This window comes from Burkholderia sp. AW33-5, from assembly GCF_053427615.1.
Window position 1 is genome coordinate 101,634 of sequence record NZ_JBSAXA010000004.1, and the last position, 18,900, is coordinate 120,533.

At 69.4% G+C, this 18,900-nt stretch carries 17 protein-coding genes and 1 pseudogene; 8 read left to right on the plus strand and 10 right to left on the minus strand.

Features of this window, described 5'->3' with window-relative positions; genetic code table 11:
* The first annotated feature begins 26 nt into the window (after positions 1-26).
* The 3 genes from ACV22V_RS10300 (at position 27) to ACV22V_RS10310 (ending at position 2,040) form a co-directional block, all read left to right on the plus strand.
* Positions 27-308, plus strand: coding sequence for a hypothetical protein (locus tag ACV22V_RS10300; RefSeq protein WP_448013732.1), 282 nt, complete (start codon positions 27-29; stop codon positions 306-308).
* Positions 309-515: 207 nt separating this feature from the next.
* Entirely contained in the window at positions 516-1,430 is a 915-nt protein-coding gene (locus tag ACV22V_RS10305; protein WP_448013733.1) for a manganese catalase family protein, read from the plus strand.
* A 133-nt stretch (positions 1,431-1,563) separates the two neighbouring features.
* The gene (locus tag ACV22V_RS10310) at positions 1,564-2,040 is read left to right on the plus strand and encodes an NUDIX hydrolase (RefSeq protein WP_448013908.1); all 477 of its coding nucleotides are present in this window, start codon (positions 1,564-1,566) and stop codon (positions 2,038-2,040) included.
* Here the strand turns inward: ACV22V_RS10310 and ACV22V_RS10315 are convergent.
* Positions 2,015-2,494: a DUF1641 domain-containing protein gene (locus ACV22V_RS10315; protein ID WP_448013734.1), complete on the minus strand. Its 480-nt coding sequence runs from the start codon at positions 2,492-2,494 to the stop codon at positions 2,015-2,017. The genes ACV22V_RS10310 and ACV22V_RS10315 overlap by 26 nt on opposite strands.
* Positions 2,495-2,616: 122 nt before the next feature.
* Complete coding sequence (locus ACV22V_RS10320) at positions 2,617-3,099, minus strand: BON domain-containing protein (protein WP_448013735.1); 483 nt, start codon at positions 3,097-3,099, stop codon at positions 2,617-2,619.
* Positions 3,100-3,694: 595 nt separating this feature from the next.
* On the opposite strand from ACV22V_RS10320, the gene ACV22V_RS10325 reads away from it, so the two are divergent.
* Positions 3,695-5,521 carry a thiamine pyrophosphate-requiring protein gene (locus ACV22V_RS10325; protein ID WP_448013736.1) on the plus strand — a complete coding sequence of 609 codons (1,827 nt, stop codon included), beginning with the start codon at positions 3,695-3,697 and terminating at the stop codon, positions 5,519-5,521.
* An 81-nt stretch (positions 5,522-5,602) separates the two neighbouring features.
* Here ACV22V_RS10325 and ACV22V_RS10330 read toward each other — a convergent pair whose 3' ends face one another.
* Both ACV22V_RS10330 and ACV22V_RS10335 read right to left on the minus strand, forming a co-directional pair.
* Complete coding sequence (locus ACV22V_RS10330; RefSeq protein WP_448013737.1) at positions 5,603-7,381, minus strand: glycoside hydrolase family 15 protein; 1,779 nt, start codon at positions 7,379-7,381, stop codon at positions 5,603-5,605.
* Positions 7,382-7,422: 41 nt separating this feature from the next.
* Positions 7,423-7,518, minus strand: a pseudogene (locus tag ACV22V_RS10335) (SDR family NAD(P)-dependent oxidoreductase); the annotation flags it as partial.
* Between the two features lie 246 nt (positions 7,519-7,764).
* Between ACV22V_RS10335 and coxB the strand changes: the two are divergent.
* The 4 genes from coxB to ACV22V_RS10355 are packed head-to-tail and all read left to right on the plus strand — an operon-like array spanning position 7,765 to position 13,532.
* Positions 7,765-8,850 carry a cytochrome c oxidase subunit II gene (gene coxB / locus ACV22V_RS10340; RefSeq protein WP_448013910.1) on the plus strand — a complete coding sequence of 362 codons (1,086 nt, stop codon included), beginning with the start codon at positions 7,765-7,767 and terminating at the stop codon, positions 8,848-8,850.
* A gap of 13 nt (positions 8,851-8,863) precedes the next feature.
* On the plus strand, positions 8,864-11,500 hold the full coding sequence (ctaD, locus tag ACV22V_RS10345; RefSeq protein WP_448013738.1) for a cytochrome c oxidase subunit I: 2,637 nt from the start codon (positions 8,864-8,866) through the stop codon (positions 11,498-11,500).
* A complete protein-coding gene (locus ACV22V_RS10350) occupies positions 11,497-11,898 on the plus strand; it encodes a hypothetical protein (RefSeq protein ID WP_059692974.1) in 402 nt (133 codons plus the stop codon). Before ctaD ends, ACV22V_RS10350 begins: the two co-directional genes overlap by 4 nt.
* Positions 11,889-13,532, plus strand: a complete 1,644-nt coding sequence (locus ACV22V_RS10355) for a c-type cytochrome (protein ID WP_448013739.1) — start codon at positions 11,889-11,891, stop codon at positions 13,530-13,532. Before ACV22V_RS10350 ends, ACV22V_RS10355 begins: the two co-directional genes overlap by 10 nt.
* Positions 13,533-13,605: 73 nt before the next feature.
* Here the strand turns inward: ACV22V_RS10355 and ACV22V_RS10360 are convergent, their stop codons facing one another.
* The 6 genes from ACV22V_RS10360 to catA all read right to left on the minus strand — a co-directional run bounded on the left by ACV22V_RS10360 (position 13,606) and on the right by catA (position 18,855).
* Positions 13,606-14,004 (minus strand): RidA family protein, encoded by a 399-nt coding sequence (locus tag ACV22V_RS10360; RefSeq protein WP_059693185.1) that lies wholly within the window; start codon positions 14,002-14,004, stop codon positions 13,606-13,608.
* A gap of 111 nt (positions 14,005-14,115) precedes the next feature.
* Positions 14,116-14,892, minus strand: coding sequence for a benzoate diol dehydrogenase BenD (gene benD, locus ACV22V_RS10365; protein WP_448013740.1), 777 nt, complete (start codon positions 14,890-14,892; stop codon positions 14,116-14,118).
* Positions 14,889-15,911 (minus strand): benzoate 1,2-dioxygenase electron transfer component BenC, encoded by a 1,023-nt coding sequence (gene benC / locus ACV22V_RS10370; RefSeq protein ID WP_448013741.1) that lies wholly within the window; start codon positions 15,909-15,911, stop codon positions 14,889-14,891. The genes benD and benC overlap by 4 nt, the downstream gene beginning before the upstream one ends.
* Before the next feature lie 39 nt (positions 15,912-15,950).
* Entirely contained in the window at positions 15,951-16,439 is a 489-nt protein-coding gene (benB, locus tag ACV22V_RS10375; protein ID WP_448013742.1) for a benzoate 1,2-dioxygenase small subunit, read from the minus strand.
* Positions 16,436-17,794, minus strand: a complete 1,359-nt coding sequence (locus tag ACV22V_RS10380) for a Rieske 2Fe-2S domain-containing protein (RefSeq protein ID WP_059536868.1) — start codon at positions 17,792-17,794, stop codon at positions 16,436-16,438. Before ACV22V_RS10380 ends, benB begins: the two co-directional genes overlap by 4 nt.
* 116 nt (positions 17,795-17,910) lie before the next feature.
* The gene (gene catA, locus ACV22V_RS10385) at positions 17,911-18,855 is read right to left on the minus strand and encodes a catechol 1,2-dioxygenase (RefSeq protein ID WP_448013743.1); all 945 of its coding nucleotides are present in this window, start codon (positions 18,853-18,855) and stop codon (positions 17,911-17,913) included.
* Positions 18,856-18,900: the final 45 nt, after the last annotated feature.

Sequence of the window (18,900 nt, forward strand, 5' to 3'; positions counted from 1 at the left end):
CCTGCCGGATGCCGCCGGCACGAGCGATGCGCGGCAATCGCGATCCGATCGCCACGACAGGCGCCCCGATGAAGCGATCATCTTCGCTCGACACTGATTCGCACGGACAGGACCGCGGCGACAGCACGCCCGGCCCGGAGGGCAAGCGACACGGCACGGACACGCCGCCACCACGCAGCGCGCGCGATCCTGCCGAAGGCAAGCCTCAAGCGCCCGATGAGCGCCGGCCGGCGCAGTTGCCCGACGCGCCGGCACCCCGCACGCGCCAGCCGGGCATCGTCCATGCCGAGCCGCCGCGGCAGAAATGACAACGCGTTGAAAAACCGCGGGCGCATGCGTCGCGCCCGACACGACGCCCGACACGACCGATGCGCGGCAGCGATGTCGCCACGCGCCCGCGAGCATCGGGCCTCGCTCCGCGCGGCACGTCGGTCTCGCTTCGCCGCACCGCCACGGGCGCGCCCCGTGCTCGGCCCCCGTCGCAGTTGCCGTTCATTTCCCGACACGGAGGTTTCATGTTCATTCACAACACACGGCTTCAGTACACGGTGCGCGTCGGTGCGCCGAATCCGGGGCTCGCCAACCTGCTGCTGGAACAGTTCGGCGGTCCGCAGGGCGAACTCGCCGCCGCGATGCGCTATTTCACGCAGGCGATCACCGAAGAGGATCCCGGCCGCAAGGACATGCTGCTCGACATCGCGACCGAGGAACTGAGCCATCTCGAAGTCATCGGCTCGATGGCCGCGATGCTGAACCGGGGCGCGAAGGGCGAGCTCGCCGAAGCCGTCGACGAACAGGCCGAGCTCTACCGCAAGCTGCACGGCGCGGGTAACGACAGCCACGTCACGCAGGTGCTGTACGGCGCAGGCGCGCCGCTGACCAATTCGGGCGGCGTGCCCTGGTCGGCCGCATACATCGACACGATCGGCGAACCGACGGCCGACCTGCGCTCGAACATCGCGGCCGAAGCGCGCGCGAAGATCATCTACGAGCGGCTCATCAACGTGACCGACGATCCGGGCATCCGCGACGCACTGGGTTTTCTGATGACGCGCGAGGTCTCGCACCAGGTGTCGTTCGAGAAGGCGCTGTACGCGATCACCGGCAATTTCCCGCCGGGCAAGCTGCCGCCGAAGCCCCCGTACGACCGCGTGTACTTCCGGATGCAGGATGGCGAGCCGGTGCCGGGCCCGTGGAATCGCGGCGACTCGCTCGCGTTTCGGCGCGGCGAGCCGGCGGTCGACGGCGGCGACGGCGCCGCGAAGGGTGCAGTGGAGCCGCAGCAGTCGCAGGCGCTCGAAGCGATGACGCGGCGACTCGCGTCCGACCCGCGCTGCGATCCCGTGACGGGAGCCGAGCTCGGCGCAGGTGCACCGCGCGACAGCACGGCGGCGGCGGCGCCGGGTAACGCCGCGCCGGTCAAACGCTGAGCAGCACCCGCATGTTCGCGGCGTGCGCATCGGGTCGCCCGCGTCGCATCCGCCAGGATGCGGCGACGCGGCGCGGGCACGCCCCTTGCCCGATGGGATCATGGACCGTGCCCTTACCCGTCGCCCGCTGGACATGACACTCCCCGATCCGACCGCCTTCCCGGTGCGCGCGGTGCCGCTCGCGCCGCTTGCGAAGGAGCGCGCGACGATCGTGTGCCATCGCAACGATCGCGTATTGCTGGTCGCGCGCCGTCCCTCGTCGCGCTGGACGCTGCCGGGCGGCGTGATTCGGCGCGGCGAATCGGCGCTCGACGCCGCGCGTCGCGAATTACAGGAGGAAACGGGACTCGCCGATCTCGAGCTTGCGTATTGCTTCTTCGTGGACGGCAGCGTGAAGCGTCATCACGTCTTCGTCGCGCGCATGCCGCCCGGCCGGCACGCGTGCCCCGGGCACGAGATCGCGCTGTGCCGCTGGGTCGGCTTCGACGCGGTCGCGCGGTGGCCGGCGAGCACGCCGACGCAGCTCATCGTGCAACAGCTCTCCGCGCTGTGCGGGCAATGCGGCGTGCCTGCGCTCGCCGCGGTCACGCGCCCGTCGGCCGCTCGCTGACCGACGGGCTCGCCGGATTGCGCGGCTCGCGCGCGAGCCCTTGCGCAAACACCTTCAACGCTTCGAGCAACGGCGTCAGCGCATCCCACAGCGCTTCGTCGTGCAGCAGCCGGTACGCACCGCGCACGCCGGGCGCGACGTGCTCGTCCGGTTTCCACGCGCCGACGTGATGCAGCGCGTCGGCGGCCGCGAACACGGCTCTGCCGAACTGCTCCGGCGGAATCCGCGACAGCGCCATCAGCAGCGCGGCGAGATTATGCACGCCGCTCTGCATGCCGGGCTTGTCGAACGCATCGACGAAGGTCTCGGCCATCTGCGCATTCGCGCTGACGACTTCGTTCGCGAAACGCAAGAAGCCATGTCGGTGGAGGCTGCCCAGCAGGCTTTCGAGCGCGTGGTGCGCATCGGGCTCCAGTGCGGGAGGCGTCGTGGCGGAAATCGGGCGATCGGTCATCAGCTGTTCTCCGGATGGGGCGCGGCGTGGCCGACGTTGCGGCAGCCACGTGCGCGCCGAATTCGCGTCGTGCCTCGTTTACCGCGTTTGCGGCACCCATCGGCGCGCGGCCGATGCCGACGTCAGTGCATCGGGCCGCCGGGCGGCGCCTTGTATTCGCTACGCGCGCCCATCGCATCCTCGACGGTCTGCACGCCGCGCAGCGCGGCCACACCGTCGACGACGGCGTGCCGTTCCGCTTCTTCAACCTGCCCGCTCAGGCGCACGTGCCCGTGCTCGACGGACACGTCGACGTCGCGCGGATGCCCGGCCAGATGACCCAGCGCGGCACGCACGCGTTCGGTGACCTGGGCGTCGTTCGCGTCGCCCGCGAGCCAGTCGGCGCGCAGTCCCGCGATCGCGCCGCGCGCATGGTCGGCCGCGCGCTTCGCCTGCGTATTCGCGTAGTCGACCACACCGTGCCGGCCCGCGGCGGCCTTGTCCCGCACGTACGCGCGCCGCCGCCGGCCCGATGCCGGATCGAAGAAGTACATCGCCGCCGCGCCGCACGCGACGGCCACCGCGAGATTCAACAACGGATTGATCGAGCGAGTTCTGGAAGTCATGGGAGCACCGTAGTCGATACCCGGAACCGCCGGGCTTCGTCGACACGGGCAGCATGTGCCGTTCCTTACCGCGACGCTGCCGCCGCGGCGGTGCGCGCCCGCCCGCGCGGCATCCGGAGCGCGTGCCCCTCTGCAACCGTGCGATCGAAATGACAAGCGCTTGAAAATTCCGCGTTCGGCGAGCGCCGTCGGCAACGGGGACGCCGGGCGTGAAAGCCGGTGCGAGCGTCGTTGACGTGTCCGGAACGACGCGGTACGGGATCCGGCCGTCCCCTGCAAGCGCAGTTGATGCATGAGCGTCGGGCAACACGGCACCGTCGCGTCGCGGGCGCATCGTGTCGCGGGCGGGAGCGCGGCTGACCGTTAGTTGCGATCTAGAGATCGCGCGTCCAGGTCTCGCACGTCGTCGATCGTCGGTACCGCGAAAAGCGCCTTCGTTACGCGCCGGATTGCCTGCCTTTGCCCGCAGCGCCTGTGTTCACCGCCCGTGCCCGATGCGGCCGCGCGGCACATGCATTGCGCGACGCCCGCCAGCGCCGCGCACGACGATCGCCTGCGCGGCTCATCGGCTCTTCCCGAACCAAGGAGAAACGGCATGGCGACAGTGGCGGATTTCATCGTCGAACGGCTGTACGACTGGGGCGTGCGCCGCGTGTACGGCTACCCGGGCGACGGCATCAACGGCTTCTTCGGCGCGCTCGGCCGGGCGCAGGGCAAGATCGAATTCATTCAGGCGCGCCATGAGGAGATGGCGGCCTTCATGGCGTCGGCACATGCAAAATTTACAGGCGAGCTCGGCGTATGCGTCGCGACCTCGGGCCCCGGCGCCTCGCACCTCGTGACCGGCCTGTACGACGCGCGGCTCGACCACATGCCGGTGCTCGCGATCGTCGGTCAGCAGGCGCGCGCGGCGCTCGGCGGCCACTATCAGCAGGAAGTCGACCTGCCGGCGCTGTTCAAGGACGTTGCGGGCGCATTCGTCCAGCTTGCCGTCGTGCCGGGCCAGGTGCGCCATCTGGTCGACCGCGCGGTGCGCATCGCGCTCGGCGCGCGCACGGTGACCGCGCTGGTGCTGCCGAACGACCTGCAGGAGCTCGACTGCGCGCCGCCGAAGCGCGCGCACGGCACCGTGCACTCGGGGGTCGGCTACACGCCGCCGAAGGTGGTGCCCTACGCCGACGACCTGCAGCGCGCGGCCGACGTGCTCAATGCCGGCAAGAAGGTCGCGATGCTGGTCGGCGCGGGCGCGCTGCGCGCGACCGACGAGGTGATCGCGGTGGCCGACCGGCTCGGCGCGGGCGCCGCGAAAGCACTGCTCGGCAAGGCCGCGCTGCCGGACGACCTGTCGTGGGTCACGGGCTCCATCGGGCTGCTCGGCACGAAGCCGAGCGACGAACTGATGACCGAATGCGACACGCTGCTCGTCGTCGGCTCGGGCTTCCCGTACTCGGAATTCCTGCCGAAGGAAGGCCAGGCGCGCGGCGTGCAGATCGACCTGAAGGCCGACATGCTGAGCCTGCGCTACCCGATGGAGGTCAATCTCGTCGGCGACAGCGCCGAGACGTTGCGCGCGCTGCTGCCGCTGTTGAAGGAACGGCACGACACGAGCTGGCGCGATCAGATCGCGAAATGGAACGCGGACTGGCACGAGACGCTGGCCGCGCGCGCGGCCGCAAAGGCGAGCGCCGGGCGCGGCGTGAATCCGCAGCGCGCGTTCACCGAGCTGTCGCCACGGTTGCCCGGCGACGTGATCCTGACGAGCGATTCGGGCTCCTGCGCGAACTGGTATGCGCGCGACCTGACGATGCGACGCGGGATGATGGGTTCGCTGTCGGGCGGGCTTGCGTCGATGGGCGCGGCCGTGCCGTACGCGATCGCCGCGAAGTTCGCGTACCCGGTGCGCCCGGTGATCGCGATGGTCGGCGACGGCGCGATGCAGATGAACAACATGGCCGAGCTGATCACGGTCGCGAAGTACTGGCGGCAATGGCCCGACCCGCGCTGGATCTGCATGGTGCTCAACAACGAGGATCTGAACCAGGTGACGTGGGAACAGCGCGTGATGGAAGGCGATCCGAAGCTCGACGCGTCGCAGCAGATTCCGAACGTGCCGTACTACCGCTTCGCGACGCTGCTCGGGCTGAAGGGCATCTACGTCGACGATCCGGAACAGCTCGGCGCCGCATGGGACGAGGCGCTCGCGTCGGACCGTCCGGTCGTGCTCGAGGTCAAGAGCGATCCGGAAGTGCCGCCGCTGCCGCCGCACGTGACGCTGCAGCAGGCGAAGCATTTTGCCGAAACGTTGGTGAAAGGCGACCCGCGCGAAGCGAACGTGATCGTCGAGACCGCGCGGCAGGTATTGTCGGCCGTGCTGCCGGGCAACGGCGAGCACGGCGGCAAGGGAGGCAGACACGAGTCGTAGCACATGAGCGGCGAGACGGTGCGGAGCATGCGTGCACGCATCGTGTCGCTTCGCCCGTCGCGTGCGGTGCGGTGCGGCACGTCAGCCTGTATCGACGTCGTCGCGCCAGTCGCCCTCCAGCGCGAGCGCCGCGTTGACCAGCCCGACCTGCGCAAGTGTAAACGGAAAATTCCCGCACATGCGCCGCGCCTTCACGTCGTACTCTTCCGACAGCAGCCCGACGTCGTTGCGCAGGCCCAGCAGCCGCTCGAACAGCGCGTGCGCGTCGGCGTCGCGGCCCTGCATCTGGTAAACCTGCGCGAGCCAGAAGCCGGCCGCGACGAACGCACCCTCGTTGCCTTCGCAACCATCCTTGAAACGCGGCGGCCGGTAACGGAACGGCAGGCCGTCCTCGACCAGTTCGCGCTCGATCGCGGCGACCGTCGCCGCGACGCGCGGATCCGACGCATCGAGCATCCCCGTCAGCGGAATCAGCAGCAGGCTCACGTCGAGCCCGTCGCCGTCGTAGCGGTCGACGAAGCGGCCGAGTTTCGGGTGATAGCCACGGGCGAGCACATCCGCGTGTACGGTGTCGGCCCAGCGCCGCCACTCATCGAGTGGCGCGTGATGGCCGAACGCGCGCGCGGAACGATACGCACTTTCGACGGCCGCCCACACCATCACCTTCGACGACGTAAACGGGTGCCGGCCGTTGCGCACCTCCCAGATCCCCTCGTCCGGCTCGCGCCAGATCGTCGCGAGATGGTCGAGCAGCCGCCGCTCGAGGGTCCACGCATCGTCGTCGGGCGGCAGCCCGTGCCGGCGCGCCTGGTACAGCGCGGCCAGCACCTCGCCGTAGACGTCCAGCTGCAGTTGCTCGGCCGCCGCGTTGCCGAAGCGCACCGGCCGCGCGCCTTCGTAACCGGCCAGGTGCGCTGCCGACCATTCGTCCGCGCGCCGGCCGCCGTCGGCCGCGTACAGCACCTGCAATTGCGCCGGGTGATCGGCGATCGCGCGCACCAGCCAGTCTCGCCAGCGCGCGGCCTCCTCGCGGTAGCCGCAGCGCACCAGCGCGCGCAGCGTGAAGCTCGCGTCGCGCAGCCAGCAGAACCGGTAATCCCAGTTGCGCACGCCGCCGAAGCGTTCGGGCAGCGAGCTCGTCGGCGCCGCGACGATGCCGCCGGTGCGCAAGCTCGACAGCAGCTTCACCGTGATCAGGGCGCGCTCGATCGCATCGCGATACGGGCCTTGCGCCGCATTGCACTTCGACCATACACGCCAGAACGCCTGCGTGTCGCGCAACGACGCGTACGGATCCGGCAACGACGGCGGCCGGTCGTACGAACGCGCGTAGCTGATGCAGAAATCCGCGCGCTCGCCCGCGGCGATTCGCGGCGCGCCGACGAGCCGGTCGTCCCGCACGTCGAGGTGCACGTCGGTATCGAGCCACATCGCGTCGCCGCCCGTCATCATTCGCCAGCGCCGGCCGAGACGGCGGCACCACGGCAACGCGTGGCCGTAGTCGAAGCGCACGCCGAGATCGACGTCGAGCTCGACCGTGCCGCGCTCGCCGCGCACGCTGCGGATGACGCACGGGTCGGGGGCATCCCAGCTCATCCAGTCGATCATGACGACACAGCCCGACGACGTCTCGAACGTCGTTTCGAGCACCGCCGTGCCGGGCAGGTAGCGGCGCGTCGCGCGCGCATCCGGCTCGCGCGGTGCGATACGGAAACGGCCGTTGTCGGACGTGCCGACGAGTGCGGCAAAGCATGGCGGCGAGTCGAAGTCCGGCCAGCACAGCCAGTCGATGCTGCCGTCGAGCGCGACGAGCGCGGCGCTGCGGCCATCGCCGATCAGTGCGTAATCCTCGATCCTCATCGCGCTCACCGGTTCAGCTTGCGCGCGGCGACGAAACCCGCCGCGAGCAGCGCGACGTTCGCGCCGCGCCGCGCAAACGCATGGGCGGTCGCGCGGCCTACGCCGGCGCTCGCACCGGTGATCGCGACGGTCTTCACGGTCGATTCCTCCGGTTTTTCTCGCGGTGGGCGGCACGCAGCCGGGACCTACCCCGAGCGGCCTGCCAGAACACGATCGGGGTAGCAAGCAATGTGCCGCGCACCGTGCTCCGAGCACGCCGTGAACGGTCGCCAAATTTACAAGCCGGCTGTAACGCGCAGCCCGTTGCACGGACAACGCCCGGGCCGCGATGCCGACACGGCGCACGCACGGAAATTGCTCCGCCGCGAACGGTTGTCGAACGACTGTCGTCACGCCGCCGAATCCGAAAAGGAGCCCTGTTGCCCGTCCCGCCACCCGAGAAAGCGCGCCGTATCGTTCGCCTCGCCGCGACCGCGTGCCTTGCCGCTCCCATGGCCGCCGCGCGCGCCGCCAGCGAGCCCGACGCACCGGCCGGGCCACTACCGCTCGCTTACGTCGCGCATGCGGCGGGCCCGGCTGCCCGGCCGGTGTTCGTGCTTGGCTGGGCGCTGCTCGCGCTGTGCACGTTCGTGTGCATCGCGATCGCGGTGCTGCTGCTGATTGCGATGTTTCGCCGCCGCACGCATGCGGGCGGCGGCCACGACAGCGGGCTGGCGATCGTCACGGTCGGCTCCGCGATCTCGATCGTGCTGCTGTTCGGCGCGCTCGTGTACATGCTGCGCGTGCTGGGCGCGGTGGCGTCGCCGCCGCATCCACCCGCGCGCACGATCGTCGTGACCGCACACGACTGGTGGTGGGCCGTCCGCTATCCGGACGACGCGGGCGGCACTGCGTTCGTCACCGCGAACGAACTCCACATCCCGGTCGGCGAACCCGTCGCGCTCGAACTGAAAAGCGCGGACGTGATCCATGCGTTCTGGGTCCCGCAACTGGCCGGCAAGACGCAGACGATTCCCGGCCAGACGAATCATCAGTGGCTGCAGGCCGACCGGCCGGGCGTGTACCGCGGACAGTGCTCGCAGTATTGCGGCGCGCAGCACGCGCACATGGCGTTCGAGGTCGTGGCCGAGCCGCCCGACGCGTTTCGCGCGTGGCTCGCCGCGCAGCGGCAGCCGGCGCCGGCGCCCGCCGTCGGCGCCGAGCGGCGCGGTCGGCACGTGTTCGACGCGCGCTGCGCGGGTTGCCACACGGTGCGCGGCACCGACGCGGCCGGCGACGCGGGCCCCGACCTGTCGCATCTCGGGTCGCGTCGGCTGCTCGCGGCCGGCACGCTCGACAATACGCCCGACAACCTGCGGCGCTGGATCGCGCATGCGCAGCAGATCAAGCCGCAGACGCTGATGCCGTCGTTCGCGCTCGCGCCGCGCGACGCCGACGATCTCGCCGCCTATCTCGCAACGCTGCACTGAACGGAGAATGACGATGGCCGTTGCCCGCGACACGCCCGCTCCGCTCAGCCGCGTGCCCGACCTCGGCGAAGCGCCGCCGGGCTCCACGCACGAGCGCGAACTGGCCGCGCTGTGGGAATCGGAACCCGGCTGGCGCGGCTGGCTCGGCACGGTCGACCACAAGCGCATCGGGCTGCGCTACATCGTCACCGCCTTCGCATTCCTGCTGCTCGGCGGCGTCGAAGCGCTCGCGATGCGCATCCAGCTCGCGCGGCCGAATGCGACGGTGCTCACGCCCGCGCAGTACGACTCGCTGTTCACGATGCACGGCGTCACGATGATCTTCCTGTACGCGCTGCCGGTGCTGTCCGGCTTCGCGAACTACCTGTGGCCGCTGATGCTCGGCTCGCGCGACATGGCGTTCCCGAGGCTGAACGCGTTCTCGTACTGGGCGTTCCTGTTCGCCGGCCTGTTCCTGTATGCGAGCTTTCCGCTCGGCGCCGTGCCGGACGGCGGCTGGTTCAACTACGTGCCGCTCACGTCGCTCGATTACAGCGCCGGTGCGAACATCGACATCTATGCGCTCGGCATGATTCTGCTCGGCATCTCGACGACCGGCGGCGCCGCGAACTTCGTCGTCACGCTGCTGCGGATGCGTGCGCACGGGATGTCGATCGACCGGCTGCCGATCATCGTGTGGGGCACGCTCACCGCGTCGGTGGCGAACCTCGTCGCGGTGCCGTCCGTCAGCCTCGCGTTCCTGCTGCTCTGGCTCGACCGCAATGCCGGCACGCACTTCTTCGACGTCGCGAACGGTGGGCGGCCCCTGTTGTGGCAGCACCTGTTCTGGATGTTCGCGCACCCGTGGGTCTACGTGGTCGTGCTGCCCGCGATGGGGATCGTGTCGGACGCGCTGCCGACTTTCTGCCGGCGGCCGCTCGTCGCGTACGAAGCCGTCGCGGTATCGACGGTCGCGACGATGCTGATCGGCTTCGAGGTGTGGGTCCACCACATGTTCGCGACCGGCATCGCGCCGCTCGCGCTCGCGTTTTTCGGCGCGGCGAGCATGCTGATCTCGATCCCGAGCGCGGTCGCGGTGTTCGCGTGGCTCGCGACGATCTGGACGGGCCGTCCGGTGTTCCGCACGCCGTTCCTGTATTTCGCGGGCTTCGTGCTGATGTTCGTGATCGGCGGCGTATCCGGCGTAATGACGGCCGCGGTGCCGCTCGATTGGCAACTGACCGACACGTATTTCGTCGTCGCGCACCTGCACTACGTGCTGCTCGGCATCAACGTCTTCCCCGTGCTCGGCGGTGTCACGTACTGGTTCCCGAAATTCACCGGGCGGATGATGAACGAACGCCTCGGCAAGCTGACGTTCTGGATCGTACTGGTCGGCTTCAACCTCGGCTTCTTCCCGATGCACGTCTCCGGGTTGCTCGGGATGCCGCGCCGCATCTACACCTACCCGTCCGGGATGGGCTGGGACACGTCGAACCTGCTGACGACGATCGGCTCGTTCGTGTTCGGCATCGGAATCGTGATGTTCGTCGTCAACGCGTTCGTCAGTGCGCGGCGCGGCGCGCGCGCCGCTGAGAATCCGTGGGGCGCCGCCGGGCTCGAATGGTCGGTCGCGTCGCCGACGCCCGTCTACAACTTCGCGGTGCTGCCGCTCGTCGCGTCGCGGCACCCGCTGTGGGAAACGCGCGAGGATCCGATTCGCACCAGCATGCGCGTCGGCTACCGGCTCGCCGACGGGCGCGAGGCGCTCGCGGTCACGCCGCTCGCGGCAAAACCGAGCGCGATCCTGAAGATGCCCGAGGACAGCTGCGTGCCGTTCGTGCTCGCGCTGCTCGCGACCGCCGTGTTCGCTGCGATGCTGGCGCGCTCGCCGACGCTCGTGTGCGCGGCCGTCGCCGGTTGCGCGATCGGGACCGCCGTGTGGCTGTGGCCGCGCCGCACGCTCGGGCAGCGTGCGCACCTTCCGGCCCGCGACGCCACCCAGGCGCCTGCAGCGGCCGGCCTGCATCCGGCCGAACCGCGCTCGGCGACCGCGCCGTCCGGTGCGCCGGTCGCGTGCGTCGAACCGCTGCCGGTCGGCAGTTGCGGCGAACGCGCGGGCGGCTGGTGGGGCGTCATCACGCTGATCGTGACCGAGGCCGGCCTGTTCGGCTACCTGCTGTTCTGCTATTTCTACCTGCAGTCGCAATCGGACGCGCCCTGGCCGCCCGACGGGATGCCGAAGATCGCGCTCGCGGCCGGCAACACCGTCGTGCTGCTGTCGAGCAGCGTGTTCGTGTGGCTCGCCGAGCGCGCGGTGCGGGCCGACCGGCGCTTGCGCGCGGCGGCCGCGCTCGCCGTCGCGCTGCTGCTCGGCGTCGCGTTCGCGCTGGTTCAACTGCACGAGTGGCGCGACCATCCGTACGGACCGACCGCGCACCTGTACGGCAGCCTGTACTTCACGATCACCGGCTTTCACCTCGCGCACGTGGTGGCCGGTCTCGTCATCCTCGCGCTGCTCGCCGGGTGGACCGCCGCCGGTTTCTTCGGCCGCGAACGGCGCGTCGCGCTGACGGTCGGCGGGCTCTACTGGCACTTCGTCGACATCGTCTGGCTGTTCATCTTCACCGCGTTGTACGTATCGCCGTACTGGCTCAGGAGCGCGGGATGAACGGCGCGCGACGCTCATGGACACCCCTGCTCGCGATCGCGGCCGGCCTGGTCGGCGCGCCCGCGCTGTGGTTCGCGCAGATGCTGGCGTCCGAGACGCTCGCGTCGACCGCATGCTATCCGCTCGGCGTCGCGCAGGCCGTGCCGCGTTGGGCGCACGTCGGCGTGTGGCTCGCGCTGATCGCCGCATGCGCGTTCGCGCTGGCAACGGCGTTCGCAGCCTGGCTCGTGCGCACGTGGCAACGCCGGCACGACGCGAACGTGCAGGCCGCGACGCGCGACGACAGCACGCGGTTCCTCGCGCGCTGCGGGATGCTCGCCGCGCTCGGGTTCGTGATCGGTCTCGTGTTCACCGGAATCGTCACCGCTTTCGTGGGGCCGTGCAGTCCATGGCGTTGATCTCGTTCGCTTCGTGTGTTTCGTGTACCGCGCGCGTCGTTCGGCGCCGCCGCGCGGGCGTCGCGCTCGCCGTGTGCGCCGCCCTGTGCGCATGCGACATGCAGCAGGACGACCACGCGGCGCCCGCCGGCGATCCGGCCGAAGCCGCGTCGCCGGCGGAGGCGCCCGAGCCCGCGTCGGGCTGGCGTTTCGTGCGGATACGCGCGTCGGCAGCCGATGCCGGCGCGTCGATGTCGGACCGGGTGAACCGCGATCCGCAGCTGGCGCAGCGGCGAGACACGGCGGCCACCCAGGCTTCGGCTACGCCGTCGGACGCTTCATCGGCTTCGCCCCCGGCATCGGCGTCGTCCACCTCACCCGCATCGTCCGCATCATCCGCATCGGCAGCTTCCGCCGCCCGTCGCCCGGTGATTGCCGCCGCGGCCGCGAGCGCCGATGCCGCGACGATCGCGCGCGGCCGCTATCTCGCGCTCGCCGGCGACTGCGCCGCCTGCCACGATGCCGCCGACCACGCGCCGTACGCCGGCGGCCAGCCGGTCAATTCGCCGTTCGGGCCGATCTATGCTCCGAACATCACGCCGGATCCCGTGCACGGGATCGGCAACGACACGCTGCGCCAGTTCGACGATGCGTTGCGGCGCGGCGTGCGCGCGGACGGCAGCCGGCTGTATCCTGCGATGCCCTACCCGTCGTTCGCGCGCCTGTCCGACGACGACGTGCGCGCGTTGTATGCATATTTCATGCGAGGTGTCGCGCCGTCGGCGAACGCGGTAAAAATCACGCGGCTGCCGTTTCCGTTCAACCAGCGCTGGGCGCTCGGGCTGTGGAGCGTGGCGTTCGCGAACCGCGACCGGTTCGTGCCGCAGTCGTCGCGATCGGCGGAATGGAATCGCGGCGCGTATCTCGTGCAGGGGCTCGGCCACTGCGGCGCATGCCACACGCCGCGCGGCCCGGCCTACAACGAGCGCGGCTACGACGAAAGCAGCCCCGCGTTTCTCACCGGCGGCATCAACGATCACTGGTTCGCACCGAACCTCACCGGCGCGGACGCGGACGGCCTCGGCCGCTGGACGGCCGACGATCTCGCCGCATTCCTGCGCAGCGGCCACGCGGTGCGCGGCGCGGTGTTCGGCGCGATGGCGCCCGTCGTCGGCGAAAGCACCGCGCTGCTGACGGATGCGGATCGTCGCGCGATCGCCGTGTACCTCAAATCGTTGCCCGCGCAACCGACTGCCGCGACGAATCCGCTCGGCGTCGGCGTCCCGCGGCTGACCGCGGCGGGGCCGCGCCCGGAGGGCCGCCAGCAGGCGCCGGGGGCCGGCGTATATGCGGGATTCTGTGCGCGCTGCCACGGCGCGGAAGGCGCGGGCGTGCCCGATCGCGGGCCGCCGCTCGCCGGCAATTCGGCCGCGCTCGCGGCCGATCCGACCAGCGCGATCCGGATCGTCGTCGAAGGGGCTCGGCCGGCGCCCGGCACGCACGGGCCGGTGCAGCGGATGCCGGCGATGCGCGGCGCGCTGACGAGCGGCGAGATCGCCGCGGTGGTCAGCTATGTGCGCGGCGCGTGGGGAAATCGCGCCGCGCCGGTGTCGGAGCAGGACGTGAGGCGGTTGCGGGCGGCAATCCGGCGGTAGACGGGCCGGACGTCGGCATCCGATGCGCACCGCGAGCGGTCGGACCGTGTCGTCTCGCCAGCAGCGGCCGCGACTATCCCTGCAGCACGGCAACCGCCTTGATTTCGACGATATAACCGGGCGCCCCGCCGAGCATGTGCGCGCCGACCGCGGTCCACGCCGGCCGCGGATGCGCATGGAGATAACGGTCGCGCACCGCCATGAACAGCGGCAGGTCGCGCATGTCGGTATGGAAGGTCGTCAGGTCGACCACGTCGTCGAGCGATGCGCCGGCCGCCTCGAGCACGACCTTGAGGTTCTCGAACGCCTGCACGATCTGCGCTTCGCGTTCTTCGACCAGTTGCATCGCCGCGTCGCGGCCGATCTGGCCGGACACGTACACGGTATCGCCGACCTTGATCGCCGGCGCATAGCCGATTTTTTCGTACACGGCTTCCATTCCGGCGGGGATGATCGCTTCGCGTTGGCGCATGAGTGTCTCCATGGCCGGGCTGTCCGCACCGGCCGGTTGTTCGATGGTCATCGCGCACGCCTGACCGGAGCGCGCATGTCTGAAGCTGCGGGCGAACAGGCCACCCGCCGCTCAACCCGTATCGCCGCCCGCGACGGGCAGCACCGTGCCGGTGATGTAACTCGCCTCGTCCGACGCGAGGAACAGGATCGGCGCGATCTGCTCGTCGAGCGTGCCGTAACGCTTGAAGAACGTCGAATCGGTCACCTGCCGCACCGCTTCGGCCATCCACGCCTGTTCCTGCGCGTTGTCGCCGGCCGCATTGCGCGGCACGCGGCGCGGCGGCGCCGTGGTGCCGCCCGGCGCGGTCGCGACCACGCGGATGCCGTACTCCGCGTATTCCATCGCGAGCGCCGCCGTCAGCGCGTTGACGCCGCCCTTCGCGGCCGAATACGGCACGCGGCGAATGCCGCGCGTCGCGTTCGACGACACGTTCACGATCGTGCCGCCGCCCCCGGCCAGCAAATGCGGCAGCACGGCGTGGCAACTGTAGAGCGTCGGCATCAGCGAGCGGCGGATTTCCGCATCGATCTGCTCGGGCTCGAACTCGGCGAACGGCCGCATCCGGATCGCACCGCCGACGCCGTTGATCAGCACGTCGATCCGGCCGAACGTCGCGACCGCGCACGCCATCGCCGCGCGCGCGCCGTCGTAGGTTTCGAGATCCGCGACGAATCCGGCCGTGTTGTCGCCCGACGCCTCGGCGGCCACCTCCGCCACGAAGTCCGCGCGATCGACGAACAGCACGCGGCCGCCCTCTGCCGCCGCGCGCAGCGCGACGCCGCGGCCGATGCCCTGCGCCGCGCCAGTGACGACGACCACCTTTCCGGAGAATCGTTGCATGATCATGCCGCCTTTGCCGTCACGTTCGGGGTGAACTTCTCGTAGTGGAAGCTGTTCGGCTTCACGCCTGCGTCGTCGAAGTACTGGCGCACCGCGTCGACCATCGGCGGCGGTCCGCACAGGTAGACGTCCACGTCGCCGTCGTTCAGCGCATCGGCTGGAATGTGCTGCGTGACCCAGCCCTTGCGCGGATGGTTCGATGCCGCATCGGCAACGACCGTCGAGAAGCTGAAATTCGGCAGCTTCGCCGCATATGCTTCGATCGCATCGAGCAGCACCAGGTCGAGATCGCGCGTCACGCCGTAGACCAAATGCACCTTCTGCTGCGAGCCGTTGCGTGCGAGCACCTCGAGCATCGACAGGAACGGCGCGAGGCCCGTGCCGCCCGCGAGGAACAGCAGCGGCCGCGCCACATCGCGCAGGTAGAAGCTGCCGAGCGGCCCGTTCAGTTCGAGCGTGTCGCCGGGTTTCGCCGATTCGAGCCACGTGCTCATCACGCCGCCGGGAATCTTCTTGATCAGGAATCCGATCTTCGTGTCGCCCGGCGCGGACGAGAACGAATACGACCGGTGCTGGCCGCTGCCCGGCACGCCGATGTTCACGTACTGGCCGGGCAGGAACACGGGAACGGCCGCATCGACGTCGAGTTCGAGCACGATCGCCGCGTCGTGGTGCGGCTCGACCTTCGCGACCGTCGCGGCGAACGCGCCGTGGCCCGTCTTGCACGCGACCGACGAGCTCGGCACCGCGATCACGCAATCGCTTTGCGGCACCATCTGGCACGTCAGCACGAGGCCGCCGTCCTTCTCGTCCTCGGTGAGCGCGTCGTCGATGTAATCGTCGCCGAGGTCATAGCTGCCGCTCTCCGCGCGGCACTTGCAGGTGCCGCACACGCCGTCGGAACAGTCCATCGGCAGGTTGATCTTCGCGCGGAACGCGGCGTCGAGCACCTTCTCGCCGGCCTTGCAGTCGATGAAGCGGGTGACCCCGTCCTCGAAGTTCAGTGCAATCTTGTAGGTGGACATGACATCGTCTCCCTGTGTTACGTGTCGAATCGATCGGCGTCAGACGTGGTACACGTCGAGCACCTGCCGGATGTAGTCGTTCTTCAGCACGATCTTCTTGTTCGAGATCAGCCACGCGTCGCCCGAGCGGCGCAACGTGACGAACATCGTGCCGAAGAAGTGATCGGTCACGCGGTAGCGGTGGTTCAGCGTGTGGAAGTTGTAGCGCACGTCCACCTCGCCGTCGCGCTCGGCCAGCACCTCGACGTTCGTCACGTTGTGGCTGGTGCGCGGCTCGGGCGTCGACGCGCCGCTGCGCTCGGTCTTGATCCGGAACACGCGATCCTCGAGGCCGCCGCGATCCGCGTAGTACATCAGCGAGATCTGGCTGCGCGGATCGTCGGTCGTCCGGTCGTCGTCGTCCCACGCGGGCATCCAGTACGTGACGTCTTCCGTGTAGCAGGTCAGCCACTCGTCCCACTCGCGGTCGTCGAGCAGGCGCGCTTCGCGATACAGCGTCGCGCAGATGGTCCGGTAATCGATGTTCATGCTTGCACCTCCCCGCGTTCCTTCTTCAGTGCATCGCGCATCACGTGCACCCAGTGTTCGTGCTGGCACACGAACAGCCCTTCGTCCTCGCTGCGCTCGCCCGACATGCGCGGGTTCAGCCCCATCCTTTTCGCGTTCTCGTCCGGCCCGTCGATCCACAGCGGCGCGCCGCGCGACAGGTCGTTCCACATCGCCGTGATGCCCGCATAGCCGGCCTGGCATGCGCGGAACTCCTCGAGGTCGTCGGCCGTGCCCATTCCGGTCACGTTGAAGAAGTCCTCGTACTGGCGAATGCGCGTCGTGCGGTCGGCCTCGCTCTCGCCCTTCGGCGCGAAACAGAAGATGCTGACTTCGGTCTTGTCGACGCCGAGCGGACGCACCACGCGGATCTGCGTGCTGAACTGGTCCATCAGGAACACGTTCGGGTACACGCACAGGTTGCGCGTCTGGTTCACAATGAAGTCGGCCTGCACGTCGCCGACGCGCGCCTTGATCTCGTCGCGGTGCTGGTACACGGGCCGCACCTCGGGGTTCATCGTCTTGGTCCACAGCAGGATGTGGCCGTTGTCGAAGCCGTACACGCCCGCGACCGACTTGCTCCAGCTGTTCGCGTCGACGGCCTTGGTGCCGTCTTCCTTGCGGCGGCCCATCGTCGCCGCGTAGTTCCAGTGCACGGTGCTCACGTGATAGCCGTCGCAGCCGTTCTCCATCTGCATCTTCCAGTTGCCTTCGTAGATGTAGGAGGAGTTGCCGCGCAGCACTTCGAGCCCGTTCGGCGCCTGGTCGACGATCTGGTCGATGATCACGCGCGCCTCGCCGAGATAGTCCTCGAGCGGCAGCACGTCGTCGCGGAGGCTGCCGAACAGGAAGCCGCGATAGTTCTGGAAGCGCGCGACCTTCTTCAGGTCGTGCGAGCCGTGCGTGTTGAACTGCACCGGATACTCGGTCGTCTTCTCGTCCTTCACCTTCAGCAGCTTGCCGGTGTTCGAGAAGGTCCAGCCGTGGAACGGGCACGTGAAGCTGCCCTTGTTGCCGTGCTTGCGGCGGCACAGCATCGCGCCCTTGTGCGCGCACGCATTGATCACCGCGTGCAGCTCGCCGGTCTTGTCGCGCGTGATGACGATCGGCTGGCGACCGATCCACGTCGTGTAGTAATCGTTGTTGTTCGGGATCTGGCTTTCGTGCGCGAGGTACACCCAGTTGCCCTCGAAGATGTGCTTCATCTCGAGCTCGTACAGCGCCTCGTTCGTGAAGATGTCGCGGCGGCAGCGGAAAACGCCGGCCTCCTTGTCGTCCTGCACGGCGGTGGCGAGCAGGTGGTCCAGTTCGGTGGTGTGGTCGATCGTGGCGGACATGTTGGTTCCTCCTGTGCGCGTGCCGGGTCCTGCAAGCACGCTCGCATCGGTATCGATTGAATCTCGCGGGGATCCGGCCGGCGGCGGCGCAGGCGCGCCGCCGTGCCGTCGGGCGGTTATGCCGTGGCGGAAGCGCGCAGGCGTTCGACGATCTGGTTGTCCTTGCCCTCGACGCGCGGCGTCAGGACGAAGTTGAACTCGATGTCCTGGTAGGCGTCGGCCTTCAGCCCGAGCGCGATGCCGCCGGTCTTGCCGGTGACGGGCGGAATCAGCTCCTCGCGCGTCGCATACGCGAAGTCGTCCCAGATCAGCGGGTCGCCGTCGATGTTGAACTGCGTCGTCAGCTTGCGGTGGCCGTCGCTGGTCACGAAGAAATGCACGTGCGCCGGGCGGTTGCCGTGACGGCCAAGGCGGTCGAGCAGCTGCTGCGTCGCGCCCTGCGGCGGGCAGCCGTAGCCGACCGGCATCAGCGTGCGGAATTCATACTTGCCGTCCGCGCCCGTCTTCACCGCGCCACGCAGGTTGAAATCGCTCTGCGCTCCGGTCGGGTCGAAGTGCGAGTAGAAGCCGTGCGAGTTCGCGTGCCAGCACTCGACCAGCGCGCCGGCCACCGGCTTGCCGTCGAGCCCCGTGACCGTGCCGTGGATCACGAGCGGGCCCGCGCCTTCGTCGGCGTCGATGTCGATCTTCGCGACGCCGTCGCGCACCGGCGCGCCGCCGACGTACAGCGGGCCCTCGATCGTGCGCGGCGTGCCGCCGTCGAGCCCGATCGCCTCGTCCTCCGCGTCCATCCGGATGTCGAGATACTTTTCGAGACCAAGGCCGGCCGCGAGCAGCGCCGCCTCGCCGTCCTGACCGAGCTTGTTCAGATAGTTCACGCCGGCCCACACTTCGTCGGGCGTGATGTCGAGATCGTCGATCGCCTTGAACAGGTCGCCGAGCAGCCGCAGCACGACCTGCCGCGTGCGCGCGTCGCCGCCGTTGGTGCCGGTGGCGCCCGCGTTCGACGCGGCCTTCAGCAGATCCTGCACTTCCTTGGTTTCGAATACTTTGACGCTCATGATGGTGTCTCCACGTGTATTTTGGGGAAAGGTGACCCGGTGCCC

Bases quoted from the DNA above. Each gene is read 5' to 3' on its own strand.
- ACV22V_RS10320 (WP_448013735.1), bottom strand. From the start codon at position 3,099: ATGACTTCCAGAACTCGCTCGATCAATCCGTTGTTGAATCTCGCGGTG.
- ctaD (WP_448013738.1), top strand. From the start codon at position 8,864: ATGGCCGTTGCCCGCGACACGCCCGCTCCGCTCAGCCGCGTGCCCGAC.
- ACV22V_RS10300 (WP_448013732.1), top strand. From the start codon at position 27: ATGCGCGGCAATCGCGATCCGATCGCCACGACAGGCGCCCCGATGAAG.
- ACV22V_RS10310 (WP_448013908.1), top strand. From the start codon at position 1,564: ATGACACTCCCCGATCCGACCGCCTTCCCGGTGCGCGCGGTGCCGCTC.
- ACV22V_RS10350 (WP_059692974.1), top strand. From the start codon at position 11,497: ATGAACGGCGCGCGACGCTCATGGACACCCCTGCTCGCGATCGCGGCC.
- ACV22V_RS10330 (WP_448013737.1), bottom strand. From the start codon at position 7,381: ATGAGGATCGAGGATTACGCACTGATCGGCGATGGCCGCAGCGCCGCG.
- ACV22V_RS10325 (WP_448013736.1), top strand. From the start codon at position 3,695: ATGGCGACAGTGGCGGATTTCATCGTCGAACGGCTGTACGACTGGGGC.
- ACV22V_RS10380 (WP_059536868.1), bottom strand. From the start codon at position 17,794: ATGTCCGCCACGATCGACCACACCACCGAACTGGACCACCTGCTCGCC.
- benD (WP_448013740.1), bottom strand. From the start codon at position 14,892: ATGATCATGCAACGATTCTCCGGAAAGGTGGTCGTCGTCACTGGCGCG.
- benC (WP_448013741.1), bottom strand. From the start codon at position 15,911: ATGTCCACCTACAAGATTGCACTGAACTTCGAGGACGGGGTCACCCGC.
- benB (WP_448013742.1), bottom strand. From the start codon at position 16,439: ATGAACATCGATTACCGGACCATCTGCGCGACGCTGTATCGCGAAGCG.
- ACV22V_RS10305 (WP_448013733.1), top strand. From the start codon at position 516: ATGTTCATTCACAACACACGGCTTCAGTACACGGTGCGCGTCGGTGCG.
- catA (WP_448013743.1), bottom strand. From the start codon at position 18,855: ATGAGCGTCAAAGTATTCGAAACCAAGGAAGTGCAGGATCTGCTGAAG.
- ACV22V_RS10360 (WP_059693185.1), bottom strand. From the start codon at position 14,004: ATGCGCCAACGCGAAGCGATCATCCCCGCCGGAATGGAAGCCGTGTAC.
- ACV22V_RS10355 (WP_448013739.1), top strand. From the start codon at position 11,889: ATGGCGTTGATCTCGTTCGCTTCGTGTGTTTCGTGTACCGCGCGCGTC.
- ACV22V_RS10315 (WP_448013734.1), bottom strand. From the start codon at position 2,494: ATGACCGATCGCCCGATTTCCGCCACGACGCCTCCCGCACTGGAGCCC.